Consider the following 26,821-nt stretch of genomic DNA (forward strand, 5'->3'; position numbering starts at 1 on the left):
TATATATTTGAATTTTTATAATTTATAATGTTTATTCATGTATAAATTGAAATAAAATCAATCAAGCTTTATAAATATTACTTTTCACACGCTCTCTCATTTATTTTATAAATGGGGAAAACAAATAAATTAATTATTATACACCAAGAGGGAAAAAATGATTTCATATGAAAAATTTGAAGACATAGTAGTAAATACACTTAAGAGAGATATTTCTTCAAATCAGGACCAAAAAAAGGCCATACTATCAAATAGCGATGAATCCCTTTTTATTGTAGCCGGACCAGGATCAGGTAAAACAACCGTAATGGTTTTAAAAATATTAAAATATATTTTTGTTGACGGAATAGACCCAAGCGAGATACTGGCTACAACATTTACAAGAAAGGCAGCTGATGAGTTATACTCAAGAATTTTAGGATGGGGGGATGAAATCAAAAATCATCTAACCGGTGAACTGGATGAAGATAACTTTGATGATATTGCAAAAATACTTGAAATCGAAAGAATTGACTTTAACCAAATCAACATTGGAACAACAGATAGTGTAGCTGAAGAACTATTAAGGGAATATAAAAATCCCGGAGAAACACAGCCTGCTGTTATTGAAGACTTTGTTGCAAACTCAGCAATGATAAAAATCCTAATAAAAGACGAAAGATATCTCAATAAGAATCTTGTGGAATATCTTAAGGAATTAAGTGGAAGAGGCAAACTCGAAGAACCATCACGAATGAGTGAAATCCTACTTGAAATTAAAAACAGAATATATTATGACCAGGTAGACTTTGAGGAGTTATACAATAATGCAGAAAAAGAAAGCGGCATCAGACTGGCGCTTGACTGTATTAAAGAATATGAAACTACTCTCAAAGAGAGACATACCATTGACTTTACAATGCTTGAGTCAACATTTCTTAATAAATTAAAAAATGGCGACTTGGATTTATTTTTAGAAGATATCCAAATTGTTTTGATTGATGAATATCAGGACACCAATCTGATTCAGGAGGACATTTATTTTACAATTGCAAAATCTGCCTTAGAAAACAACGGCAACATCACTGTTGTAGGTGATGATGACCAATCACTTTATCGCTTTAGAGGCGCTACAGTTGACTTATTTACAAACTACAAACAGCGTGTAAAAGACAAATTGGGAATTGATGTTGAAGAAATCAATTTGAGAACAAATTACAGGTCAACTGAAAATATAATCAACCATTGCAACAGATTCGTTGAACTGGATTCTGACTATCAGTTTGCAAGGGTGGAAAATAAACCGAAAATCATTGCCCCCGACTTTGAAAAAGACAAAATGCCAATTTTGGGAATGTTTAGAAACAATCCTGAAATGTTGGCCAATGATTTATCACTGCTTCTTAACAACCTTATTAACAAAGGAGAGGCTGAAATAAAAGTTCTGCAAGTTCTGGATGAAGATTTTTACAAAAGCATGAATAATGAAATAAGCATAGCCAGATTGCAAGAAATGAAAAGAGAAAAAATACAAAAAGGCAAAAAGATTGATAAAATCAGACTTAAACTGGATAGCGAATATGGTTCGGCATCGGATTTGGCTGTCCTTTCATATTCTCCAAAAGAAATTTATTATGGAAACAGAACGTTTCTCTATTATTTAAGAAAAAACTTAAGACGCCTAAGACAGCCTATCGACATGTTCAATCCTAGAGGACTTGACCTGCAGGAAATTGACAATGTAGCTATTTTTTGCGGTTTGATTTTGGAATGCATTGATCCGGAAGGAAGCATCCAGAAAACAGATAAAAGCATTCCTAATCTTGCAAAAAGAAACATGCTAAGATGGAGACTTAAAGCAAAGGAATATATTAAATTAAATCCAGAACCCACACAACCAATGTCACTTAATTCATTTGTTACACGTTGGCAGCTTAGAAGACCATATCCTGAAGTTGATGAAAAAGGAAGGGAAGTTAAATGGCCTAAAACAGCCAGTTTAATGGAACTGGCATACAAACTAACAACATGGATTGAAGATTTGCAGGCAGATGTGGAAGGAGTAGTCTACTTGGAAGCCATTACCAAATCAATTACACAAACCGGATTTTTCAATGAATATCACTCAAATATCTCTTTTGAAAGTCCGCAATCAGAGCTGGAATCTGTTCTGGAAGCAATATGGAATATATTTATACCTATATCCACAGGAGGAGTTAAAATTGACGAGTCCCTTCTTGAAACATTACCCGACAATAGAGTGAATGTTTTATCAATCCACCAGTCAAAAGGACTAGAATTCCCAATGGTTATTGTTGATGTGGGATCAAAATTCAAAACAAATGACATTAAAACACAAAGATTAAGATTTCCTAAAAAATTAAAAGATAAAACATCTATTGAAGATAGTATTAGGCAGCATTCAACCCTAGGTCAAAGCGATAGAAGCGAAAAGGACAGGTCATTTGATGATTTGACAAGACTTTATTTTGTAGCATTTTCAAGAGCGGAAAGCGTTTTACTATTGGTTGGACTTAATTCAGCTATTGAAGGATATAACAAGAAAAATCAGCATTTCAACATACCAAACATTGCTCTTGGATGGAGTCGTGATGAAAATTATATAGGATTTGAAGAGATTTATTTAATTTAAGGAGATTTATTATGAAATTACCATCAAGATCAAAATCATATATGATACCCGAATACAGTCTTACTGGAGACTTATTATCATTCATCACATGTGGCCTTCAATACAGATACCAGAATAAAGGAACCCTTCCCCCTTCAAAACCCGTGCAGAGATGGTTTGGTGAATTTATCCATGGCGTGATGGAAGAGGCATATCTCGACTGGAAATACCAGCAGAAAAAATTCCCATGGGATTGGAAAACAGACATAAGACCAATAGAGGATGAAATCGATTTGAGATTACAGGTAAGGGGCCTTTATCCCCATGATGAAGATTTGTTCTTCAGTATCAACAGACCCGGAAACACATTGACTCTAGATGATTTAAATGAACATGACCATAAAAAGTTGGCCAGTGCCCGAGCCGAAAATGCCATAAACATCTGGGGAAAAGATTTGTTTCCATTAATTGATGCATCCGAACTTTTAATAAAAGGAATTCGGCAAATGCCAAATTATAATAAGAACATCAGCAGATCCAATTATTACGGAATAAACGGCGTTGTTGACGTGTTGACTTCAACAAAAATAAATAATACACATGAACAAAGCACTTTATACAATTTCGACAACAATATTGTTAATTTCATTAAGAAAAACCTTGATGAAAGTGACATTGAAGATTATGAAATAATCATCGACTACAAAGGAATGAAAAGACCTCCGATTAAAGTTTCAAAACCTAATGCTGAAGACAAATGGGAACATCACAAACAGCAAATATTAACTTATTCATGGCTCAGGTCCAAACAGGAAGACTCTAAAACAATTTCTGCCGGAATAATTCTTTATTTGAATGAACTTGTACCTTCAAAAGAGGATTTAGTTTTAATTAAGGAAGAGATTAAAAATGATTTAACAGATATTCCTCAGGAAAACGAATTTGAAGATGATGTGCAGTTAATTATGGAGTGGGAAGAGGATGATAAGGCTCCAAATTTAAGTGATGAATTTAAAAGAGCAAGGTCAATTAGATTTATTGAAATCAATGAAAAAGAACGTGAAAAAGCTCTTAAAAAGTTTGATGATGTAGTCTGCAATATTGAAAATTCATTAATTCAGGAGATGAAAGGCTGTAAAATTCAGGATGCATGGAAAGCTGAAGCCGATGAGAGAACCTGTTCGGCATGCGATTTCAGGACATTTTGTAAAAATAACACTGACATAACAAAAGACTTTAAAATTCCATAATACTAATATTAATTAAGGCGATACTATGACAAATTTAGAGACAAACAAAAAATACTGCGAAGTCATCGAAAGTAAAATCAAACTTGATGCAAAACCGGTTGCTATGAAGCTAATCAAAACACAGGAAGAGCTTCCTGAAGGCTATGATTTAATTGATGAAAAAATCAGACATTGTGAAATGGTTAGAAAAGCATCTTTAGGCAATAAGTTTTACTCCACAATCGATGAACAAATGTGTTTAGGCGGAGCCGGAGCAATTGGACTTAGAGATATGCCTGAAAAATTGGCCAATGGTGAAAAATACTTCTCACTTGGAAGATTTAAGGACTTGGAAACTGCAAAAAATCTCACAGCAAAACTTTCCATTATCAAAGATATATCATGGGGAATAATTTATGCTCCTTTAGATGAAGCTGACTTTGAAGCTGACGTTATTCAAGTCATCACAGAACCAGTTGGTGGAATGCTGCTTGCACAAAGTATTGTTTACAAAACCGGTGAAAAAATCGAACCTTCATTTGCAGGCATCCAGTCATTATGCGGAGATGCATTTGCAAACCCGTATCTTTCAAAGGGTGTTAATTTCACATTAGGTTGTGACGGTTCTAGAAAAGCGGCAGACATTAAAGATAATGAAATGACTGTTGGAATTAGTTCTGATATGATTGAAGAAGTAATTTCCGGTTTAGAATCAATCTAGGAGATTTAAATAATCTTCATAATGATTAATATTTAATAATTCTTTTTTATTTTTTTCTTTTATTCCGTAAAACGTATAACCATCAGCAAAAATCTTTCTTAAAATTGGATTTAAATTATCATCTTCCTTTTCAAGATATTTCATGAGATTCACTCTGGGAGCAACAAAAGGCATTCCAAGTCCTTCTGCCGTATCCAAAAGCCCTGTTTTACGTCTTCTTAAAATGGATATAGTATGGAATGGATCTTCACTATTTTGGCTTACTTCAATCATCTTGTTAAAAGTTTCAGTTGATACAGTTGGTTGGTCGGCTGTAATGCATAATGCAAAATCAGATTCAATATTTGATAGACCATTGTATAGAGATACTGATAAACCTACATCAACAGGATTGTTTTCAATGAATTTAACTTTATCTTTATAATTATCATAGATAGCTTCTTTTATTTCACCGGAATAATGACCAAGTACGACAATACATTCATCAATATTTGCTTTAAGGGCATTGTCAATTGTGGTCCCTATAACAGTTGAATCTTTAAAAGGTAAAATAAGTTTATTTTTTAAATCAATGTTTAGGGCCAATTGATCTTTTCTCATTCTGGAATTTTTTCCAGCTGCAGTTATAATAGTTGAAATTGTCATAAAAAAGTAAAAAAGAATATATTCACTCATTTGGAATATATCTTGTTATTTTTGCATAAATACCCATTCCAGTACCTGAACCTTCAGTCCACATGGTAATTTTTACTGGGTAGTCATGATTATTTGTAACGGTAATATCACTTGCAGGATTATAACCGAATAATACTGCATTTTCAGAACCGTCCATACCAACAGGCAATCCAAATCCTTCAGCAAGTACTGCTGCTCTTAATGCTCTAGCTGATGGGCACACACCGTGTGCAGCACTTCCACCCGGAGCTTCTGAATCACTTGCTGATTCAAAGTAAACATAATCTTTACCGGAACTGGTTGAATTAGGCGGTATAATAGTGCCGTTCCATGCTTCTACGAATTGTCTAGCATTAACTTCCCTGATTGAATCACCATATTCAGGGTGAGAACCTAAAGAAGTACCATAAACTTCACCATCTTCTGTAGTATAGTTACCAGAATACAGCAATATCGGCGAACCTGTAGGATACTCGGAGGCATAATCAGTTACCTCTTTTCCAAATATTTGTGGAACTAAATTGGAACCAATATCAGATCTGCCATCTGAAAATCCGACAATACCTTTTTCTAATGTAAATGTGGACCCAACATCCGCATCATAATTATACCAGCTTACGATAGTATCATTATTGTAATAATCACTAGTGAAATTTAAATTCTTAATCTGATCGGTAGGAACTGACTGAACAACTTTATCTCCTTCAATCACGTCAACTCCAGATTCTGTTTTACATAAGAGTTTATAAGGTGCACTGTACCCCCATACATAGGTATCAGGTCCTCTAACAGCCAATTTGTCTCCTTCATATGTCAAATATCCCGGTCCTTCTATATCTTTTGCATTTCCATATGAATCTATACCTTCACTTGAAACTGAATTGAAATCAAACGGAACAACACCGGTACTTAAAGTCATCAGAATCCCCTGAAGATCAAAAGCCATAATTTGATGAGCAATAAATCCAAAGTTATTCAACAGAGGAACTTCAATTGTTTTATTTATCCCCACTATTGATTGTCCTTCAAAGATTGATTGACCGACAGATATATTGTATTCATCAGCAACAGATTGTCCAGTGTATGAGGTACTGCTTACAAATGAAAAAGCAAATAAAAGAACACATGCTAAGAATAATGCTAAAAATATTGTAACTGATGTCCTTCTCCAACTTTTCATTTACTCCACCTATAATTTATAACATTTGTTTATATATAGTTCATATTATAAAACATTTGTCATTATTAGAACAATTTTTCTGAAATTAATTTGATTCTTTCCTGAATATCAATAATGGTATCCTGACCATTTCCTCCAATCAGAATAGCATCTTCATGTGAGTATTCGGCCACCAGTTCAATAATCTGGTCTAAAGAATTGACAGTGATGATGTTTCCAGCATAACCAAGAGAATTAAGCCTATAAATTGCAATATCTAACGTATCATCCAAACCTGGGAACAATACAATTACTTCAGGATTATATTTGACTGCCACATCAAGAATATCCAGTCTGTGTTCTTCATTATGGCGAGGAGTACCTATAAAAATAGCATAGAAATCCCTTTCAGATAAAATTGATGCCAAAGCATCTGAATTATCTGTTTTTCCAACATAAACCGATGCATCATTTATTTTATATACGTCCAATCTTCCTTCGACTGCCTTAAACTCAGCCAAAGTTGATTTGATAGTATCTTTAGGTATTTTTAATTCTGTTGCAATGGCTGTAGCCAAACCTGCATTAAGCAAATTGAATTTTCCAAACAACTGCAATTCATCCTGATATTCGAAGTATGGAATAGTTTTACTTGCAGATTCCTTAAAGTCAGCGTTGAAATCCTGGTTAAAAGCAGTGAAAATAAGTTTATCTTCAAAAAATCTTACTAAAGAATTTTTATAGTTTGCAATGGTTTTATGAACATCCATATGATCATTACCAATATTGGTTAAGCCAATCATATCAAAATCAAAGCAGTATCTGCAGAAATCTAAAGTCATGTCACAGACTTCCACAAGCAGTATGTCATAATCATCTTCATTAGCTTCAAGAATCAAATCATAATAGCCTGAAAATCCTCCTCCACCATTTCCTCCAACGAGTACTTTTTTACCTGCATTTTCCAAAATGCTTTTTATCATATGGACAGTTGTTGTCTTTCCGTTTGTTCCTGTGATTCCGATTGTGAAAATATCCTTATGTTTATTTAAAACATCACTTAAAAGTTCCCCATCCATCAATAATCGTGTAGCGAAAGGCCCACCATACATACTGGGACTAATTGCTATTGCATCACATTGCTCAATTGCATATGGATTAGTAAAACCCAAATCCAAAGTAATATTCTCGCCCACAATTGAAACAGTTGAATCACTGTCCATCATATTCATGGAAAGCATTGGCAAATCCAAACCATCCAAATCAACATTAATATTTAAATCAGTAGCATAAACTTCCCAACCATGTCTTAAAAGGGAATTGACTGCTTTTTTACCTTCTACTCCTAAACCTATAACCGCTGCCTTCATAAAAAACTAATCCTTAAAAAAATATTTATATAAATAGTTATTATTTTAGAATTAATAAACATTTTGCAAAAAGAAATAGTTTTATATGATAATAAAAATAATTAAAGCAAGGTGATTAAATGTTTGAAGATGAGCGCGATGATAAGATTTATAATTTAATAATTTCAAACGGCATTGATAAAAATAATGAATATGGCCAATTTAGCGAAAAATTATTTTCAAAAGTGGAATTCTTATGGAAAGAATTAATATCTGGAGATTACTCATTAGCTGGTGAAAGCTTTTACAGCAAAGTCGACAGAATCATACTGCTCGCTGGTCTTTACAATGACAATAAAGAGTTATTTGAAACATTAATAGATGCTGGTAAAAAATATGACATTCCTATTGTGCTAGTTAGACCATTAGGCCTTGAAGAAGTTCCGGAAATCCTTGAAAAAAATGCTGCAACCATAGTTGGATGGAATGCAAACTGCATTATCGATTCTGTTAAAGACGCTACAGAGCTTATGTAAAAAAAAGAAAAATTGAAAAATGATATTTAACTTACAACGTTTGAAATACCATTTTCTTTTTCAACTTTGATTAGATTGTCAGCTGCATTTTCAAGCTGACTTTCATGAGTCACGATTATCATCTGCGGCAATACTGACATGTCCTTTAACAGATTAATAAGTTCATGTCTCCTTGAACTGTCCAAATGAATTGTAGGCTCATCCAGTAAAATTGTATCCAAATCCCCTTTAGACATTGCTTTTGTAATACCAAGTCTTAAAGCAAGGGCAATAGCTATTTTTTCACCACCACTGACCATACTCATTGAGGATTCACCTTCAGGACCATACACAGTAACATCATATTCATCATCGAGAGTCAAATCTGAATAATTGAAGTTGAATTCATTGAAAAATTCTTTAGTATACTTTTGGATTAACGGTTTTGAAATTCCCCTTAAATCCTTTTGAATACCGTTTTTATCAAATAATCCCCTGATATGTTTTAATGTTTCAATATACTCAGAAACATTATCATGCTCTTTTTGGAATTTATCGGCAGTTTTAATTTTTTCTCCCAATTCCTTAAGATGAACAATTGACTCACGGGCCTGACCTTTAAGCTCTGAGAGATTAGAATTGAAAGTGTTTAACTGTCTTTCATACATTTCAAAGCGGAACAAAATATTTTCATATTTCTCCTTGTCATAGGCTGATGCTTCAATCTTGTTTTTTATAATGTCTTTTTGGTTTATGCTGACACCAATTTCTTCTTTAATGGAATCATGCTGAGTCATTAAATTGTTTTTGTTTTTAACAAAACCAATCATCTGATTGTATTCCTCATTCTTCTGTTTTAAGTCAGTTATTCTGTCCTGAAGTTCACTGGCACTGATATCACCGCTTAAATGAGGATCTTGCTCTATGGCAAGCTTAATGTTTTTGACATGATTGTCTATTTCATTTTTAACCTGCTTTAATTTATATTGAGCATCAGTTTCATCACCTAAAACTTCAAGTGCACCTTTTGCCTGATTATAAGCATCATGGAACTCTTTATTTGATTCACGCTCAGTTCTTTTTTTAGCAATCACTAAAATAAGTTCACCAAGCTTATTGCTTATGAACTCTTTGGATTCAAGTTCACTGTCAATTTTATTTAATTTTACCAGCTGATTTTCCAAATGATTAAACTTATGTTTATATTCAATTATTCTTTTAGATAATTCATCAATTATTTGAAGTTTATCCTCATAACTTTCCTTATTTTTAGTAAGTAAACTAACATCCTCTTCATATTTAGAGATTAACTCATTATTCTCCTTAATACTAGATGTATACTGATTGATTAATTCTTCCTTTTTAGCATCATCAATATCTGACTGGCAAACTGGACATTTATTGTTGTCAACAGTTTCCAGCTCGTCCAATGGTTTTTGTGAAGACTGGACATTCTGTTTGAACACAACAATCTCTTCATTTTTAGATATTATATCATCAGATATGTCACTGATTTTTTTAGAGGTTTCAGTTAAAAAGTTATTAGTGGCCTCTTCCAAATTATTGAAATCATCAACCTTAGCCAATTTATCCTGGGACAAACCACAATCATCCAATTTATCTTTGGCATTTGAGAAAAATTCTTCAATTTCGTTTCTCTCCTTTTCAATTGCTTTTAAAAGATCTTTTTTGTCCTGTTCCAATTTGGCCATAGCAGCCAAATCTTTTTCATATTTAATTTTTTGACTGTCAAGTTTTGCGATTTCCTCATCGGAAGCTAAAAATTTATCATAACCTTCCTTATTATCATCAAGAATAGTTTTCTGTTGACTTATGGAATCTAATTTGTCTGTGATTTGTTTTTCATCACCTTTAAGTTTTTGAATACTTACCACAGACTTTTCGAAATCAAGATAAACATCCAATTTGGAAACATATTTTTCCAAACGTGTAATCTGCTCTTCAGCTTCCCGGATTTTATCCAAATTCTCTTGAACTGAACGTTTATCAGCTTCCAATTTCGCTAAATTTTTCTCTTCAATTTCAAGGTTATTTACCTGATGATCATATATTTCCTTTTCTCTTTCCATATCCCGTTTACCTTCGGATATTTCGTTTAAAGACTCAGTAACATCTTTGATTTGACCTTCAAGTTCATAGCCTTTCCCTTTAAGTTCAGTTAATTCCTCTTTTTTCCTTTCATATTCCTCTTTTAATTCAACTGAATTGAACAGTTTACCTTCAAGTTCAGCAAGTTTCTTTTCATAGGAATTAATGAAAGGAAGCAGATTTTTCCATGCCTTTTCAAGAGAATCAATACCTAATAATTTAGCTATCAAATGTTTTTTCTCGGCAGGAGTCTTATCAACCAGCTCGGCAATTTCACCCTGCCTTATATAAATCGCATTAAGGAATAAATCTGAGTCCACATCTAAAATTTGTCTGATTTCTTCATTTACTTCCTTATCACCAGTGCATAAATGCATGAAACCACTATCGGAAGATGTTTTGGTGAAAAGTGATGATTTAAGTGAAGATTTCTTTTCACGGACTATCTTATATTCTTTTCCATTTGAAACAAATTGTAATTCTATAGACATTGAATTTGCATTATTTCTAACCAAATCATCAATTCTTTTAGCGGTGTGTTGTTTGAATAAAGCAAAACTGATAGCTTCCAGGATTGTTGATTTACCAGCACCATTTTCACCAACAATAACACTTATCCCTTTATTAAAATCAATTGTTGTGTTTTTGTGTGATTTGAAATTATTTAATTTTAATCTTGTGAAAATCATTCTAATGCCCCCTTAAAGGTTACTTGAACATCTTTTTTCTCCTCTTCAGAGGTTTCTTCGCTAATTTCAACTTCTTCATCTTCAATTTCATCAAGCTTAATGTCTTCATTTTCATCAACAGCAGGATAATGTTCTATGAAATACTGATCAATCAGTTCTTCACAATCCTCTGTTTTGTCTTTTGACAGTAGACTATAGATATCTACAGCCAGCTTTTTAACATCATCATTTCCATATTCTTCTAATTTTTCATTGATTAACTGTTCAGGACCTATCGGAGAATCTTCACGTTCAATAGTTATAATTTCCTCGTCAATCGGATGGAATTTAGGTCTAATCATTAAAGACAAATCTCCAAGCTCCCTATTGATAATGTCATAAATTACACTGGTATCTGAGTCAACATTATTTATATCCAAAATTAAAATCGGCTCTTTTTCAAAATCTTTTATGGTTTCTTTGATTCCTAAAATACCGCTTTCCAAGTTATTATAATCTAGAGACCTTTTAATAAATTCACGAGGAATATCAACTTTAACTCTTTTAATGACTGGTTTTTGACCATCCAAATCAACTACAACAAAACCTTTGCCGTTTTCACGACAATCATCCAACTCATCAGTTTTCCAAACTTCAGTAGACCCAGGATAAACTAATTTTCCATTACCAAAATCAGATACGGTATACTTGTGAATATGACCCAATGCATAATAAGTAAAATTATCCGGAATATCTCCGGTTTCCAATTCATATTGATAGTCAAAGTAATTGTCAATACCCTGATGCAATACTAAAATTGATTTTTCATAATCGGCTGCTTTTTTGGACAATTCAGCTAATTTGGATTTTAAGACTTTGCTTTTTGATGCTGGAAAATATGGAAGTCCTGCAATAAATATATCCCCTTGCATATAATTAGTATTTATTGGGCTAATTACCTTCAAACCCATCTTTTTAAATATTACTTGAGGAGGTATTGAACCTTTACGAATTGCAGAGTCATGATTTCCTGCAATTGCATACATAGGAATTCCTGCTCCTTTTAGTTTCAGTAATCCTTTCTGAAATTCCAGAAGCGCTAACGGAGATGGTTTTGCGGTTTCGAATAAGTCTCCACTATGTATTACAAAGTCTACTTTTTCTTCTATTATTTTATCTATAACCTTTCCAAATACTTCATAAAAGTCTTTTTCACGCTCAATTAAACCAAATTGGCGATAACCTAAATGAGTATCTGCTAAATGTGCAAATTTCATTATATTACCTTTTTTATTCAATTGTATATAACCAATTTAAACACTATAACAGTATTTAATTGAATAATAATTTATTCAAATGTATATTTAACTGTTTGCCAAGAGAGCATTTGAGAAGTAATCAATATTGTTTTGAAAATAAAATAATAACACTTATTTGAAAATAAGAACAATTCTCAACGATAATATTTCTATAATCAAAAATGCTTTAAAAAAAAAATTGGGATTAATAATCATATCCCATATCCAAAGTTTCCTGCTTTTGATTTTCAAGTTCTTCAGCCTGCTTTTGTTTAATGTTTTTAAAATGAGAAACGATATCCATGTCATCACCATGGCGACGGCCCTTAAACTCATCTATTTTAACAAGAGTAGGTACCTTGCTCATTAAACCAAGCACAATAGCTTCACCAACATTTAATGAAGGCAGCTGATTAACCAGATCCTGAGACAAACTTTCACTTGCTGATTGAACATGCCTCTGGTCTTCAGGCTCAACAAGTCTTAAGATAATCATATTGTTCATTTGAGATAATGCATCATGGTCAACTGTTTTAGGTGACTGGCTTACCAGACAAAGACCCAAACCAAATTTACGACCTTCCCTTGCAACTCTCTGAATCCATCTTTTAGAATCAGATTCACGTTTGTTTGGAGCCAATATATGAGCCTCTTCCAAGATGAAAAATACTGAATTATCCAATAATTCATCCTTGTTTCCACTATGGGCTGCATTTTTAGATCTCTGAAGTGAATTTCTCAAAATATGACTTACAAGAACGCTGGCTACAGACTCATCGACCTGGCTTAAATCCAGAACATTAACATGACCTGGTTTGATATTTGATAATATGTTCGCAGCATTTTTGTCGAACAAATTGGAATATCTATCCATCGAATCGTCAATCTTATTCATCACATCAACGATTTGTCTATCTGAACCTTCCTCAAGAGATTTCTCATGCAAAACATCATACATAATCTGTAAAAAGTTATTGGAATTTGCCCTACCATCTTTAAGCATGGCTTTCGCAGTTCTGAAAGCTTTTCTGAAATGCCTTTCCTGAATGTATCCGTTTGTCGGAATATTGACCAATCTTCTAATTTCATGAAAAGCCATATAATTAGGATTGATTTTAGGTCGGATAATATTTACATCACCGTTTGGAAATTCCGCATCCTTATACTCCCCGTGCATGTCAAAAACAAATACCGGAACGGAATATGTCAATAACTGATCTATCAAAACAGAAACTGTATTGGATTTTCCAGCACCAGTCATAGCTAAAATCGCCAAATGCCTTGACAGTATTGGATTTGCATCAACATTAACATCAACATCAGCCTGATTAACAAGGCAACCTAATTTCAACGGGTTTTTGACTTTAAAAATTTCCTTTAAAATGTCCTTATCGGCAAGATGGATTTCTGTTCCTGGAAGTGCAGGTGTTCTCGGCAACTTCAGATTGTCATTGACATCACCCAGAATCTTTACTTTACCTCTAATGTAGTTGTCTTCAACGCCAATTTTTGAGATTTTTTGAATAGCTTTAAAATCGTTAATGTCAACATTTAAAGCATCGTTTCCACGAATGAGATTTTCAATCATTCCCAAAACATTTTTGCCATCATATTCTATAGTGACATATTCACCAACCTTTGGCATTTTATCAGAAATAAATGTTACTTCATTTAGGGATGTTTCCCCTACACAGATTCCTACTACCATGACATCACTTCCCTGTTAGTTGTTTCATAAATCTTAGCTATCTTTAATAATTCCTTCATGTTTCTATCAGTTATTACAACATCGTTATGTGCTTTGTTAAGCAAATATGGATAACCCTGAACTGATAGGACGTTAATCTTTTCTACTATATCCAGCACTTCCATTTCAGAAGCCTTATACGGCAATTCCACCTTTAAAACATTTTTATTGTCCTGCAGCCTCACATAAAAAATTGTGAATTTTAACTGCTTGAAAAAATCATTGAAATATGGAAAAGCAGCATTTTTGAATACTCTTCGATATTCAATTTTGGAAATGCCCTGCTTTTTTGTAAACTTATCCAGAAATGCAATATCCGGTATGTTCCATCCAAACAGATTATTGTCAGATGAAGTTTTAGCAATTGAAATTATTTTAGTCTTATTTTCCAATAGTTTTTTAAGCAGAATTATCTTTTCTACAGAAGCCAAATGCAAATCAAAGTCTTCCCTGTTCTCATATTCCTTTTTAACACTTACATCAGCAAGTATCCTGTCTTTTATTTGGGGAAATACAAAACCGTATGGAGTTAATTTTAATCTTCTGTCAAACTCATTTAAAAGACTTTCATCCAAATTATCTTTAATCTTTGATGGTAATTTTGCACCTTTCGGAAAAGCGTTTTCCAAATCTCCCAATATGGACCCGTCGAATAAGTAATAATCCACATCATATTCTTCAATTGATCTCAATGCACATTTCAGCTCATAGATTGACATGTAATTTCCCAGAAGTTCATCTAAAAATGAAATATGGGATATTTCAAATATATCTGCATCATCAATCTTTTTTATTTCACCGTCATAGATTATTGACTCGGCACCGACAGCGCAGAAATTGGTTGTGAGAAATTTCTTTTTGTTAAAGCTCCCGTCTCCGGCCGCTATTGAAAAGTCTTTAGTGCTTTCCTTAAATGGCCTTTCAAACCAGTTCCATTCAAGCTGAGAATCAACATTATTTTCTGATTCGATATTTTGAATATTTCCTCTTTTAGCGATGGCTTTTTCATATAGTGAATTTAACATAATATCTCCTGATTTATAATTATGTTAAAGTTAATAAAAAAAGTATGGTAAGAGCAGTTGATAACTACTCCATTGAAGCTTTTTTAATAGCTCCAGTCAATTCTTGAATTTTAGATTGGACATTTTCAACTTCTTCAACGACAGTTCCGGTTACGATAATGTCCCCACCGGCTTTTGCTGCCATGTAAGCTGATTTGCCGTCACGAATACCTCCACCAACAACAAGTATGTTTTTAGGAGCGGCTTTTTTGGAATAAGCAATCATTTCTACTGGAATAGGTTCATCTACACCGGAACCCGCTTCAAGATAAAAGAATTTGATTCCGAACAGTTCAGCAGACATTGCATATACTGCAGGTATTTTAGGTTTGTTTCTAGGTACCAAGTTAGCGTCTCCAACCCATCCAACAGTTCCTCCAGGTGCAACAACCATGTAATGCATGGATAAAATTTCCATTCCGGAAGCTTTAACTGCAGGTGCAGCTATTGCCTGAGCACCGTTAATCCAGTGAGGATTTCTTGAGTTTACATAACTCATATAAAAGATTGCATCAGCATATTTACTTACACTACTAGTATTTCCCGGGAAAATAATAATTGGTACTGCAATGTTTTCAGACAATATTTTACATGTATTGTCCACATCATCACCATTTACAGTAGATCCCCCAATCATGATTCCGTCAGTTCCGCCTTCAATAGCCTGAGTAGCTATTTCCAAAGCCTCTTCAGGAGTCTGTTCATCAGGGTCAATTAAAGTAAAATGAATTTTCCTTGTTTTCAATATATCTCTAATATAATTTTCTACGTCCTTCATAAAGATTACCTAAAATAAGTTTTATAAAAAATGATATATTAAATTAATTGTTTAAAAATTAGAAAAAATAAAAAAATAGTGAAAAAAGAGAATATGTCTATCCTCTTGGTTCTTTAGCTTTGTATCTTAAACCTTTGTAACCACATTTTCTGCAAGTAGTTGCACCAGCAGGGTTACGAGCATTACATTTTAAGCAGATTTTTACATTGAACATTCTGTTTTCTGCTACTTCGAATCTTGCCATTAATAACTCCTCCTATAATCGTGAAAATTTAATAATAATAAAATTGTTATGAAATCAATCAAAACACAGTCTTCATAACTATTAATTAATTATTTTAACTTAATAGTATTTAAAGGTTTAGTTAAAATGAGTTAAAATAACAAAAAAAGTTTAGATGAAAAAATTAATTAATGAAAAAAGTTAATTTCAACTAGAATAATAATTGACTACTTCCCATTAATTTTCTTCACAAATTGCTTTAAATTCATATCTTCATATTCTATTTCGAAAATTTGTTTTTTCTATAATTCTTTAATTTACAAATTGCCTGAGTCATTGTACCCATAGGACAGTATACACACCAAGATCTAGGCTTGAAGAGCACCATTGTCACCAAACCCAATATTGTTGATGTAAGCATTACGCTGTAGAAACCAAATGCATATTGTGAAATCCATGGAGCTATCACATTTCCATGATATGCCCATGCCCAAGGGACATTGAATGCCCATAAAAGTGTAATAGCCTGTGTGAGGCCTTTTGTTCCGGCAAATACCAAATAAGTATTCCAAAGCATGACAAAAAACATAGCAAAGAAGAATATTAAAAACCCATAACGGAATGCTTTTGAATACATCCATTTAGGAACATCACTTTTTCTTGAAAGACCTATGCGCCCCCCTAATAATCCTAAAAGCTGACCCCTATCACAATATTTATTGCAGAATGCCTTGTTTCCTTTAAATATAGCAAACAGTAACGGTAAAAGAAAGCAAATCATACCTAGCCATGCGAATATTATGTTAAAGAATCCCAATGCGAAATAAGCAATTGAAAATATCCACAAATAATCGTACCATTTTTTGAAAGTAACCTTATTGTCCCTTTTAGGATTTTTCCCATCAATAATTGATGCAGGACATTCCAATACACATTTACCACATCCGATACAGGATTCCTGATTTATTACTGCACATATTCCATCTTTAACTTCAATGACATCATTTGGACAAACTTTAATGCAGCATCCGCAAGAAACACAAAGATTTTCATTAACTACTGATTTCAATTTTACCATATACTCACCAAAAACAATGAAAACTCCTATTTTTAAATAAATATTTAATTTTTAAATTATTTAAATCATTTTCATCAATAACAATTGTTAAAATCCCAAAATAAAAAAAAAGAGTGTAAATTAAGAAAAAACAGCTGAAATCAACTTTCTGAATTTATACCTTTTTCAGAAAGTATCTCATTTTGAACTTTAACAACTTCAGAACTTGTATCCACTTCACTGTAAGCTTCCAGAAGTTCATGATTTAACTCTAAAAATGTATGGCCCCATTTAAAACCATCCATAAGCTTACGAGCTTCATCCTTAAAACGAGTAATATATAATGTGGCTGAAACAGCTTCAACAGTCGATAGTATACATGGTTTTCCATAATTTACAGGATTGGTGGCTACCAGAAAAGGCAATGATCTGTGGTATTTTGATAAAGAAAAGAATTTTTTAGAGCTTGTCACTTCATTCCAAGAACAGTCAAGCCCTACAACACCTCTCCTTTGAACATATCTGTAGTCTTCATAGGAAACAGCTTTTTCAGCATATGGATTTAAAACGATTGCACCTGAAGGGATTTTGTTGATATTGTAGACTAATCTGCATTTGCCCTGTTTTTCCATTTTAATGGAAGTGCATTTTTTTCTGTCGCATTCATCCGCATGAAAAACTGTTATCCTAACCATATTTAACCTTCTAAAGCTGAAACATTACCTGCCTTATACTGATGGACGAGTTCCATCTGCTGAGCAAACTGCTCTTCTGTAAGGCCGAATTCATCATAAATAGCCGGAACATCACTGCTCTGTTTTAATGTGATTGATTTGAGTAAAGGTTCGACGTATACTTTGTAGGTATCACCGAATACATTTCCGGTTGAGTTTACATCACTTTTTGCACCGAATATTGCATATATTAAATATCCCTGTTTTTGGCCTTGTGATTCACATATGACGATATTCATTGTGTTATTTGCTGAAGAGCTTGCATTATCTCCAGGTACTGCCTGAGTGAAGTAAATATTCCAGTCATTACCGTTGAAGTTTCTATGTTCAGGGTTTGTTACACCTTGAAGCTCATATATTTCCATCAATGCTGTAGAATTGTCAACAGTTGAAATATTATAAGTAATATCATGTTGCTTATCTTTATAAGAATGCATGAATTTCTGAGTGTCATTTTCTAAACTAACATTTCCAACAAAGTTACCTTCCATAAAATCAGTTTTGAATGGAGATGTAACCTGACTTTGGTTATTCAATATTCCAGTAGCAAAAATAACACCGACAATCGCAATGATTACAACAATTGCTACTGCAACAATAATTAAATTTTTATTTTCCATTATGAAAACTCCATAAGTTAATCATTAATATTTAAGTTAAAAGTCTTTTATATACTTTAGTTTGATTAACAAACTATTTTAAATATTAAAAACTAAAAAAACTATAATATAAAAAAATACGGTCAACTTATGAATAAAAAACAACAATATCAAATATTAGTAGCGGTTCTGATAGTTATTGTGATATTCAATGTAGCAGTTATATTTACTTCAAACAGTCCCCATGATAACATTTATAATGTCACTACTGTTGGAAAAAATGCTAATGGTACAGTATATAAAATTATAGCCGGAAATCCCTCTTCCAATGAGACAGTCGGCATAATTTTAGGCGTTCATCCAAGAGAACATGAAATGCACGAAGCTGTAAATAATACAATCCACAACATCACATCAGAAAACGGAGATAGAAATCTCACCAAGAAATATGTGATTTACTACGTTAAAGTTAAAGACAATTTAACTTCCCGTGATGATACAAGAGCTGCAGGAGAGGCACTGGCACATAAATATATTGTTCCTAAAATTAAAAAGGACAATCCATTCATTGTTGTTGACGTTCATGAAATAGACCCGATCTATGAATATTCCAATTTCTTATTTAGTTTATCCAACAGAACCGAAAAAATAGACTCATACATTGATAAACTATCCAAGGATATTGGCGTGGTTGACTTTAACTTTACTGAAGGAACCAGTCCAGAAAAAGTTACAATGCCAATAGCTGAGAAAGGAATTACTACAATATTGCTTGAAACATCAATTACTGATGATTACGCACAAAAACAAGATGCAGCTAATAGATTAATTAGAAGTTTAGACAAACTAGAACCTTAACGTGATAATATGCAAAAAGTTAGAGGAATATTGATTGGTAGAATGCAGCCGGTACACAATGGACACATGCAGGTTATCAATAAAATTTTAGAAGAAGTGGATGAAATCATTATTGGAATTGGCAGTGCACAATTAAGCCATGAGCTAAAAGATCCTTTTACCGCAGGTGAGAGAATTGTTATGATGAATCAGGCTTTAGCAGAAGAGAACGTTGACCCATCAAGATATTATATCATTCCTATGCAGGACATTAATTTTAATGCAATCTGGGCATCTCATGTTAAAATGCTGACCCCTCCATTTTCAATTGTTTATTCAGGAAATCCTCTTGTCAAACAGTTATTTTCAGAAGAGGGCTATGAAGTCAGACAACCTCCACTTTATGACAGATTGCATTTATCCGGAACAGAAGTCAGACGTAGGATTTTAGAAGATGATAACTGGCAGGAATTAGTTCCAAAAGCAACAGTTGATGTTTTAAATGAAATCAAAGGTATCGAACGAATTAAAAATTTATCCATAAAGGAAATAAGTGACATATAACAATAGTTATTTATACTGATTAAATCATATAAAAAAATGGAGATGAAACAATGGTAGTAAGAGTTATTGAAGCTAAAGAAGATAAAGTTACCATGGCTGATTTAATAGCAGAATTGAAAAAAAGTACAAAAATTGATTATTCCGGGGCTATCTTTACTTTTGAAGGTATCGTGCGCGGTAAAGAAGAGAATATGAATTTAAAAAAATTAATTTTATCTACACCAGATAAGCAAAAAACCATTTCAGACATCGAAAAGATAGTTGAAAATGCCAAAATCAAATATAATGTTTTTGAAATATCTGTCGTCCATTATATAGGTGAATTTTATACCGGCGACATGCTGTTTTTAGTTGCGGTTTTAGGAAATCACAGAGGCGAAACTCTTGATGCTTTAAAAGAAGTTATTGAAACTGTAAAATATGACGTTGAATTTAAAAAAGAAGAAATTTCTGAAGAAGGTACAAAGACCATTCTTGCAGGAGGTTAGGCAATGTTAATGGGAATTAACATCATCCGTTTAATAATTTTATTTGAATAATTTTTGCAGTATTAAAAAATTTAAAAACTCTTTTAAAAGCTGCAATAATAATATTCGTTATTTTAATGTTATTAGGACTAGCAGGATTCTAATCCTACTGTCCCACTTATTTTCCAATAATTACTTCAGTAGATTTGATTATTGCAGTTACATCATCGCCTTCAGATAAACCTAAGTTTTCAGCTGACTCTTTTGTGATTACAGCAGTAATAACATTAGGTTCTGTAATTTCAATTTTGATGTTTGCCATTACAGCACCAAGATCTACGTTTGTAACTTTTCCTTCTAATTGATTTCTTGCACTAAGTTTCATTTTATAATCTCCATTAAAATTTATCTATTTTCCAATAATAACTTCAGTAGATTTGATGAGAGCACAAACTTCATCGCCATCTTTTAAATCCAAGTTTTCAGCTGACTCTTTAGTAATTACAGCAGTAATAACACTAGGATCTTCCACTTCAATTTTAATATTTGCCATTACAGCACCTTTTTCAACACTAACAACTTTACCTTTTAACTGATTTCTTGCACTAATATCCATAATTAACAACTCCATATTTTATATCTATTTTCCAATAATAACTTCAGTAGATTTGATGAGAGCACAAACTTCATCGCCTTCAGATAAACCTAAGTTTTCAGCAGACTCTTTAGTAATTACAGCAGTAATAACATTAGGTTCTGTAATTTCAATTTTGATGTTTGCCATTACAGCACCAAGTTCGACATTTGTAACTTTTCCTTCTAATTGATTTCTTGCACTAAGTTTCATTCATATCACCTTATTTTATATATAAATTATTTTATTCGAAATACATTTTATATTTTTTCAAAAGTTGATTTTCACATCAACACATGTTTTGTAATAATAAGTTGTATCGAATTGTATATAAATATTTCGGTTTTTTGGGTAAATAAGGATTTTGAAATCGATTACTTATTTTGCTTCATATCGATATAAAAAATAAAAATTAATTATAAAATAATCATTAAAAATAATTAATTTTTTATAATTCACTTTATTTTTATTTTATAATAAAAATAAAATAATAATAAAGCAATATATTTAATTTAAAAATTTATAATTCTATTATATTAAATTTTATCGAAATTCAATAAAATATCTATTGAACTTTATAAATAAACTAGAAAATTATATTAAAAAACAAATCGAAAAATAATAATATGAAAGTCGAAATGGAATCTATCGGTACAATCCATACCGAATTTAAAGAAATTGAAGGAATGCCCATACAGCCAACAGGTGCAAAAGGAGTAAAAGGAACAATTGAAATTAAAGACAAATATGTTGATGGTCTTAAGGATTTAAATGATTTCTCACACATCCACATAATTTATTTGCTGCACAAAGTAGAAGGATATATGCTTGAGGTGAAACCGTTCATGGACAATGACACCCATGGAGTATTTGCAACAAGATCACCTAAAAGGCCAAACCGCATCGGAATGAGTGTAGTCAAAGTCACAGATGTTAAAGATAATAAAGTCTGCGTTGAAAATATTGACGTTCTGGACGGAACACCGCTTTTAGATATCAAACCATATGTACCTCAATTATACGAAGATACAATTGATGAGTTAAAAATAGGATGGTTTGAAACCAAACACAAAAAAGCAAAATCACAAAAATCAGATGATAGATTCAAATAATCTATCACGACTATTTTTTAAAAAAAAATAATAGCTATAAGTTATTTATAGCTTCAGTAATCAACTGAATAGTTGATTCAATATCATCCATACTGCATACACTTACAGGAGTGTGTATGTAACGAGTAGGAACAGATAAAACACCTGTAGGAATACCTTCACGAGTTAGGTGAATTGCAGTCCCGTCAGTTGTACCTCCGTCACTTACTTCCAATTGGTATGGAATTTCATTTTCATCTCCTGCTTTTATGAGCATTTCTTTTACAGATTGCTGAGTTAAGATACCTCTTCCGCTTGCATCTGCCAGAATAACAGCAGGACCTTTACCCATTACAACAGGTGCTTCTTCAGGTTTGATTCCTGGATGGTCACCTGATAGGGTTACATCAAGTGCAATAGCCAAATCAGGGTTCAATCTAAATGATGAAGTTTTTGCTCCTTTAAGTCCCACTTCTTCCTGAACGGTTCCTACACCATAAACAGTAGCTCGGGTTTTGACTCTTTTTAAAACTTCAATCATTACATAACAGCCTACACGATTGTCTAGTGCCTTACCCATAATTAAATTATTTGGATATTCTTCAAAGAGTGCATTGAATGTCATTTTGTCTCCAATTCTGACCATTTTTTCTGCATCTTCCTTATCTTTTGCACCGATATCGATAAACATATCGTCAGCTTTAACGACTTTGTTTCTTTCTTCAGGTTTGGTAACGTGAGGTGGTTTTGAACCTATTACACCTACAACCGGTTCTCCAATAGATGAGTGAATAGTTACTGTTTGATTCATCAGCATCTGATCGTTAATTCCACCAATATTTGAGAATTTGATAAATCCGTTATCATCAATGTATCTTACCATGAGCCCAATTTCATCCATGTGAGCTGCAAGCATTACAGTAGGAGCTTTTTTTTCACCTTTTTTGGTTGCAATCAAGTTTCCCATACTGTCTTTTTCGATTTTGTCAGCTACATCTTCTAATTCACGTGTAATAATTTTAGCTATTTCTTCTTCTGAACCTGATACTCCAGGTGCTAAAGATAGCTCTCTCATTAATTCCATCGTATCACCAATAATTTTTATATATTTTAATAATATTAAATAGTTTCTAAAAATTCACAAAAAAGAAGTAGGTCAAATAACTTATTTTTGATAACAAATATTCGATATTTTTAAGATTACAGATTAATATATAATTAATAAGGTGAGAGTATGTCAAAAATCATGAAAATATATTTCAGTCCATCCGGAACAACCAAGCAGGTTGTTGAACAAGTTGCAAGCAATTTTGATAATCAAAGCGAAAATTACGATTTACTTAATTTCAGCGAAGCAAAAGAGTTTTCCGCACAAGACATTGCAATTGTTGGATTGCCTATTTTTGCAGGAAGACTTCCTAAAAGCGGCCGTGACAGATTGGCCAAACTGAAAGGTAATAATACAAAAGCAATAGCAATTACCAATTACGGAAATGCCCATGTTAGTGATGCATTGTTGGAATTAGTGGACCTGCTAAAAGAAAATAACTTTGATGTTGTTGCAGCTGCCACAACAGTAAGTCATCACTCAATATTTGACGGTGTTGCAGTTGGAAGACCAGATTCAGAAGACATAGAAAAAATTAATGAGTTTTCTAAAAAATGCGCAGATAAAATTGAATCCGGTGAAAGTTTAAAATCAGAAATTCCCGGAAACAGACCATATGTAGATTACAAGCAACTTCCATTTGAAATAAGCTGTGATGAAACAGTCTGTGCATTCTGCTATGACTGTGTATCAGTTTGTCCTGAAAAAGCGATTCCGGATGATGACCCTATAGATACTGACCTGGATATATGTTCCAGATGCAGCGCATGCATAAGTATTTGTCCTGAGGATGCCCGTAAATTTTCAGGAGAAGCATTTGAAACTAAAAAACCAGCTTTTGAAAGTGCAAATAGCGAAAGAAAAGAACCGGAGTTTTTCCTATAGGCTCATTCTTTTTTTAGCTACTGCTCTTACATATTCATTTTCATCAGAAATTGAAACTTCTTTTAGGACTTTTTTACTTACTATTTTTTTACAGGCGGCTTCACGAACTCTCCAGGAATCATCGTTTTTAACTATATCAGTCAAGTATTTCTGGTCCCTTATCAATGAAACAGCCCTGACAGATATATTTTCAGAAATACCCTGTTCATGAATTTTCATCAGACACTTTTCAACTTTAATTTTATTTAAGGCTTTAAGTGAAAATTCCTCATCCTTATTTGCAAGAACAATCTTAATCAATGTTTCAAGGTCTGTAATGTGGTCCAATGTTGATTTTCGGACGGTTTCCAATTTGGCATTTTTCAATATTTCAATGAAGTTTTTCTCTTCTTTAATGTGCTCCATAGCCTGTGTTGCAACATCATCATGTGTAGTATTGATTGCGATATATGTAAAATCTTCTTCATCAGCCAATGCTGGATTTGACAAAGCATGGTTTCTAACGAATTGGTCATCATCATTTAATGCAATATTAATCAGTTCTTTGGAATTGCTTAAGTTTTTAACTGCAATTTGTCTTACGAATGGATCTTTTTCGCCAGATATGATTTTCAGCAATGTGTCCTCGGAAGTTACTTTTTTAACGGCTTCAGCCCTTACAACACTATCAACATCATTTAAAGCAATCTGTGAAATTAAATCCTCATCATCAACTTTATTTATGATATCCAAACGAACATCCGCCTTATCAGAATTTAAAGCAATATCCTTTAAAATACCGACATTTTGGATTTTTCCAAAAATAATCGACCTGATTTTAGCATTTTCCTCATTTTTGGCAATATCTGCCAGAATATCTTCATTTTCAATCTTTTTGATGGCAGCTATCTTAACTGCCTCATCTCCATCTTGGACAGCTACTTTAAAAAGAACATCCTCATCAGTGAAATTATCTTTATTTACAGCAGATTTTCTAATTGAGGAATCCTTAGCTTTAAAAACCAGGTCATATAATATTTCTTCATCATTTATTTTTTCCAGAGACAATCTTCGGTAATTTCTGTCAATTGCATTTATAGCTATGTCTTCAAGAGTTTCCTCATCGACAATCTTTTCAAAAATCTCATCGACATTCTTACTTTTTTTGGTGTTTTTGACAATTTCAGATATCGATTTGTTGTTTTCACCAAGCCTTTCATAGGCAAAACTTCTTACATCAAAAAATTTTGAATTTTCAGCAGCATCCCAAAGCAGCCTTTCGTCTTTAAGTTTATTTGCTGCAATCAATCTGATTGCACGGTCTTTAACATTTTTTGCAATGTCAAGTGCTACAAACTGGTCTGTGATATTATCAGCTGCCACTGCCCTTTCGGTTCTGTCTTTACTGTTAATAGCTATTTCTTTTAAAATAAGCTGATCCTCATCAATTTCAACATCATCCGGAACAGGTTTTTTTTCCTTTTTGTTGTCCTTACTTTTAAATCTGTCTAAAAATCCCATTTTAATTTACTTCCTCATACATTTTCTCTAGAAAACTTGCTAATGAAATAATATCTTGACGATTATGTTCTATAATTGGAACGATTGGGCCTATATTTTTTTCGGCCAAATAAGTATTATAGTAATCAGGAATATATTGGCCTGACACATCTCCATGACGTTCTATTCCAAAGAGTTCCTTTTCAATAGTTTGAAGCTGACAATTAGGAAGCTCATCTCTCCAGAGGTTTTTTGCAAAATACATCAAATCCAGATGAGGCAAATTCAAATCAACAGATAATCTATTGTACATACACCTGTTTTTGATATATGGAACATCGAAGCTTTTTCCATTGAACGTGACATGTACTGAATCTTCATCCAAATGGGACAAATACGCTTCGATTACTGCAGGTTCCTCATAGATTTCCCTTAAAAAATATTGTGATGAAATTATTTTATTTCCTTTTATCTCAGCAACACCTATCAGTATTATCGGAACATTTGAAAGACCCAATGTTTCTATATCCATAAATTTGAAGTTTTCCTTATCTGTCAAGCTGATTGATTTGAGAATATTGTCCCTGCATTTTTTGCTGTATCTGTTATTGTCGAGCAAATCAACAATTTCTGCAAATGATAGATTGTCCAGATTATCCATGAATTTGCATGCCACATCACAATACTTGTCATGATTTTTAAGAGAATCAATAGTGGAATATCCTTTATTTTTAAGATTCTGTTCTGTCTTAAGACCTATTTTAGGCAATAATTTAAGATTACTGTTCATCTGATTTTTAAAATCATTGTCATCAATTATGAAATTAATCTTTTGTTTTTCTGTAATTTTTAATGCATCCCCATAAGATGTAGAAATAACACGGGAGTTATCTATGTCAGATAATTTCTTGCCATCATAATCATTTAAAAGAGTTTCCTTATAATCCTGAAAATAGGAGTAATATAACTTTCGAGCTTCCTTTTTTGCTTTTTTGGATGGATTTTGAGAGCCTATTGAATTTGAAATGACCCTCTGCAGATACATTTCATGTTCATCATAGTTTGTCATTCAAGTAAACTTTATATAATCAATCAATATATAGTTTTTTAATAAAGTATACTTGAATTTTTATAAATTATAAATAACTTTATATACTATTAAAACAAAAATAATAATTGGCTACTATGTAGCCAGAGAGATAGATTAAACAGCCAAATTT

The 26,821-nt window shown here is 32.6% G+C and carries 27 protein-coding genes; 9 read left to right on the forward strand and 18 right to left on the reverse strand.

All coding sequences use genetic code 11. The annotated features are described in order from the left end of the window. Window positions 1-157: 157 nt before the first annotated feature. The 3 genes from IJL02_RS08745 to IJL02_RS08755 are packed head-to-tail and all read left to right on the forward strand — an operon-like array spanning window position 158 to window position 4,561. Window positions 158-2,632, forward strand: coding sequence for a DEAD/DEAH box helicase (locus IJL02_RS08745; RefSeq protein ID WP_292815099.1), 2,475 nt, complete (start codon window positions 158-160; stop codon window positions 2,630-2,632). 11 nt (window positions 2,633-2,643) lie between these two features. Further along, entirely contained in the window at window positions 2,644-3,861 is a 1,218-nt protein-coding gene (locus IJL02_RS08750; RefSeq protein WP_292815101.1) for a PD-(D/E)XK nuclease family protein, read from the forward strand. Between the two features lie 25 nt (window positions 3,862-3,886). Next, window positions 3,887-4,561 (forward strand): DUF169 domain-containing protein, encoded by a 675-nt coding sequence (locus IJL02_RS08755; RefSeq protein ID WP_292815103.1) that lies wholly within the window; start codon window positions 3,887-3,889, stop codon window positions 4,559-4,561. Here IJL02_RS08755 and IJL02_RS08760 read toward each other — a convergent pair. The 3 genes from IJL02_RS08760 to IJL02_RS08770 form a co-directional block, all read right to left on the reverse strand. Beyond that, window positions 4,553-5,206 carry an NTP transferase domain-containing protein gene (locus IJL02_RS08760; RefSeq protein WP_292815106.1) on the reverse strand — a complete coding sequence of 218 codons (654 nt, stop codon included), beginning with the start codon at window positions 5,204-5,206 and terminating at the stop codon, window positions 4,553-4,555. The two genes, IJL02_RS08755 and IJL02_RS08760, sit on opposite strands and share 9 nt — an antisense overlap. A gap of 22 nt (window positions 5,207-5,228) precedes the next feature. Further along, window positions 5,229-6,416 carry a hypothetical protein gene (locus IJL02_RS08765; RefSeq protein ID WP_292815108.1) on the reverse strand — a complete coding sequence of 396 codons (1,188 nt, stop codon included), beginning with the start codon at window positions 6,414-6,416 and terminating at the stop codon, window positions 5,229-5,231. A 65-nt stretch (window positions 6,417-6,481) separates the two neighbouring features. Then, window positions 6,482-7,765, reverse strand: a complete 1,284-nt coding sequence (locus tag IJL02_RS08770; protein WP_292815110.1) for a Mur ligase family protein — start codon at window positions 7,763-7,765, stop codon at window positions 6,482-6,484. A 119-nt stretch (window positions 7,766-7,884) separates the two neighbouring features. Here IJL02_RS08770 and IJL02_RS08775 point away from each other — a divergent pair, with 119 nt between their 5' ends. Then, window positions 7,885-8,280 (forward strand): nuclease, encoded by a 396-nt coding sequence (locus IJL02_RS08775; protein ID WP_292815113.1) that lies wholly within the window; start codon window positions 7,885-7,887, stop codon window positions 8,278-8,280. Between the two features lie 26 nt (window positions 8,281-8,306). On the opposite strand, the gene IJL02_RS08780 is transcribed toward IJL02_RS08775, so the two are convergent. The 9 genes from IJL02_RS08780 to IJL02_RS08820 form a co-directional block, all read right to left on the reverse strand. Then, window positions 8,307-11,057 carry an SMC family ATPase gene (locus IJL02_RS08780; RefSeq protein WP_292815115.1) on the reverse strand — a complete coding sequence of 917 codons (2,751 nt, stop codon included), beginning with the start codon at window positions 11,055-11,057 and terminating at the stop codon, window positions 8,307-8,309. Beyond that, complete coding sequence (locus tag IJL02_RS08785) at window positions 11,054-12,313, reverse strand: DNA repair exonuclease (RefSeq protein ID WP_292815139.1); 1,260 nt, start codon at window positions 12,311-12,313, stop codon at window positions 11,054-11,056. Before IJL02_RS08785 ends, IJL02_RS08780 begins: the two co-directional genes overlap by 4 nt. Window positions 12,314-12,539: 226 nt before the next feature. Then, window positions 12,540-14,042, reverse strand: coding sequence for an ATP-binding protein (locus IJL02_RS08790; protein WP_292815144.1), 1,503 nt, complete (start codon window positions 14,040-14,042; stop codon window positions 12,540-12,542). After that, window positions 14,036-15,106, reverse strand: a complete 1,071-nt coding sequence (locus IJL02_RS08795) for a DNA double-strand break repair nuclease NurA (RefSeq protein WP_292815147.1) — start codon at window positions 15,104-15,106, stop codon at window positions 14,036-14,038. The genes IJL02_RS08790 and IJL02_RS08795 overlap by 7 nt, the downstream gene beginning before the upstream one ends. Window positions 15,107-15,170: 64 nt before the next feature. Next, window positions 15,171-15,923, reverse strand: coding sequence for a geranylgeranylglyceryl/heptaprenylglyceryl phosphate synthase (locus IJL02_RS08800; protein WP_292815152.1), 753 nt, complete (start codon window positions 15,921-15,923; stop codon window positions 15,171-15,173). Window positions 15,924-16,020: 97 nt separating this feature from the next. After that, entirely contained in the window at window positions 16,021-16,167 is a 147-nt protein-coding gene (locus IJL02_RS08805; RefSeq protein ID WP_292741479.1) for a 50S ribosomal protein L40e, read from the reverse strand. Between the two features lie 259 nt (window positions 16,168-16,426). Continuing rightward, window positions 16,427-17,224, reverse strand: a complete 798-nt coding sequence (locus IJL02_RS08810; protein WP_292815157.1) for a 4Fe-4S binding protein — start codon at window positions 17,222-17,224, stop codon at window positions 16,427-16,429. Window positions 17,225-17,364: 140 nt separating this feature from the next. Beyond that, a complete protein-coding gene (locus tag IJL02_RS08815; protein ID WP_292815160.1) occupies window positions 17,365-17,898 on the reverse strand; it encodes a DUF367 family protein in 534 nt (177 codons plus the stop codon). Window positions 17,899-17,900: 2 nt separating this feature from the next. After that, the gene (locus IJL02_RS08820; RefSeq protein WP_292815163.1) at window positions 17,901-18,557 is read right to left on the reverse strand and encodes a hypothetical protein; all 657 of its coding nucleotides are present in this window, start codon (window positions 18,555-18,557) and stop codon (window positions 17,901-17,903) included. A gap of 129 nt (window positions 18,558-18,686) precedes the next feature. On the opposite strand from IJL02_RS08820, the gene IJL02_RS08825 reads away from it, so the two are divergent. Genes IJL02_RS08825 through IJL02_RS08835 form a run of 3 tightly spaced genes read left to right on the forward strand, consistent with a single transcriptional unit; the run spans window position 18,687 to window position 20,425 of the window. Then, the gene (locus tag IJL02_RS08825) at window positions 18,687-19,394 is read left to right on the forward strand and encodes a hypothetical protein (RefSeq protein WP_292815166.1); all 708 of its coding nucleotides are present in this window, start codon (window positions 18,687-18,689) and stop codon (window positions 19,392-19,394) included. 9 nt (window positions 19,395-19,403) lie between these two features. Further along, the gene (locus IJL02_RS08830) at window positions 19,404-19,937 is read left to right on the forward strand and encodes a nicotinamide-nucleotide adenylyltransferase (protein ID WP_292815169.1); all 534 of its coding nucleotides are present in this window, start codon (window positions 19,404-19,406) and stop codon (window positions 19,935-19,937) included. A gap of 50 nt (window positions 19,938-19,987) precedes the next feature. Then, window positions 19,988-20,425 (forward strand): molybdenum cofactor biosynthesis protein MoaE, encoded by a 438-nt coding sequence (locus IJL02_RS08835; protein ID WP_292815172.1) that lies wholly within the window; start codon window positions 19,988-19,990, stop codon window positions 20,423-20,425. A gap of 157 nt (window positions 20,426-20,582) precedes the next feature. On the opposite strand, the gene IJL02_RS08840 is transcribed toward IJL02_RS08835, so the two are convergent. From IJL02_RS08840 to IJL02_RS08850, 3 genes are read right to left on the reverse strand one after another with little or no spacing between them, the layout of a single operon-like run. Next, complete coding sequence (locus IJL02_RS08840) at window positions 20,583-20,789, reverse strand: molybdopterin-binding protein (protein WP_292815175.1); 207 nt, start codon at window positions 20,787-20,789, stop codon at window positions 20,583-20,585. 24 nt (window positions 20,790-20,813) lie between these two features. After that, complete coding sequence (locus tag IJL02_RS08845; RefSeq protein WP_292815178.1) at window positions 20,814-21,020, reverse strand: molybdopterin-binding protein; 207 nt, start codon at window positions 21,018-21,020, stop codon at window positions 20,814-20,816. 24 nt (window positions 21,021-21,044) lie between these two features. Next, on the reverse strand, window positions 21,045-21,251 hold the full coding sequence (locus IJL02_RS08850) for a molybdopterin-binding protein (protein ID WP_292815179.1): 207 nt from the start codon (window positions 21,249-21,251) through the stop codon (window positions 21,045-21,047). A 413-nt stretch (window positions 21,252-21,664) separates the two neighbouring features. Between IJL02_RS08850 and tsaA the strand changes: the two genes are divergently transcribed. After that, on the forward strand, window positions 21,665-22,150 hold the full coding sequence (gene tsaA, locus IJL02_RS08855; RefSeq protein WP_292815181.1) for a tRNA (N6-threonylcarbamoyladenosine(37)-N6)-methyltransferase TrmO: 486 nt from the start codon (window positions 21,665-21,667) through the stop codon (window positions 22,148-22,150). A gap of 34 nt (window positions 22,151-22,184) precedes the next feature. Here the strand turns inward: tsaA and IJL02_RS08860 are convergent, their stop codons facing one another. After that, on the reverse strand, window positions 22,185-23,213 hold the full coding sequence (locus IJL02_RS08860; RefSeq protein WP_292815184.1) for a M42 family metallopeptidase: 1,029 nt from the start codon (window positions 23,211-23,213) through the stop codon (window positions 22,185-22,187). A gap of 150 nt (window positions 23,214-23,363) precedes the next feature. Between IJL02_RS08860 and IJL02_RS08865 the strand changes: the two genes are divergently transcribed. After that, a complete protein-coding gene (locus IJL02_RS08865) occupies window positions 23,364-24,122 on the forward strand; it encodes a ferredoxin (protein WP_292815186.1) in 759 nt (252 codons plus the stop codon). On the opposite strand, the gene IJL02_RS08870 is transcribed toward IJL02_RS08865, so the two are convergent. Together IJL02_RS08870 and IJL02_RS08875 are read right to left on the reverse strand one after the other, a co-directional pair. Continuing rightward, window positions 24,117-25,622 carry a HEAT repeat domain-containing protein gene (locus IJL02_RS08870; RefSeq protein ID WP_292815188.1) on the reverse strand — a complete coding sequence of 502 codons (1,506 nt, stop codon included), beginning with the start codon at window positions 25,620-25,622 and terminating at the stop codon, window positions 24,117-24,119. The genes IJL02_RS08865 and IJL02_RS08870 overlap by 6 nt on opposite strands. A gap of 1 nt (window position 25,623) precedes the next feature. Continuing rightward, the gene (locus tag IJL02_RS08875; protein WP_292815190.1) at window positions 25,624-26,670 is read right to left on the reverse strand and encodes a ribonuclease H-like domain-containing protein; all 1,047 of its coding nucleotides are present in this window, start codon (window positions 26,668-26,670) and stop codon (window positions 25,624-25,626) included. Window positions 26,671-26,821 lie beyond the last annotated feature (151 nt).

Source organism: Methanobrevibacter sp., assembly GCF_017427765.1.
In the GTDB taxonomy this organism is placed as follows: domain Archaea; phylum Methanobacteriota; class Methanobacteria; order Methanobacteriales; family Methanobacteriaceae; genus Methanocatella.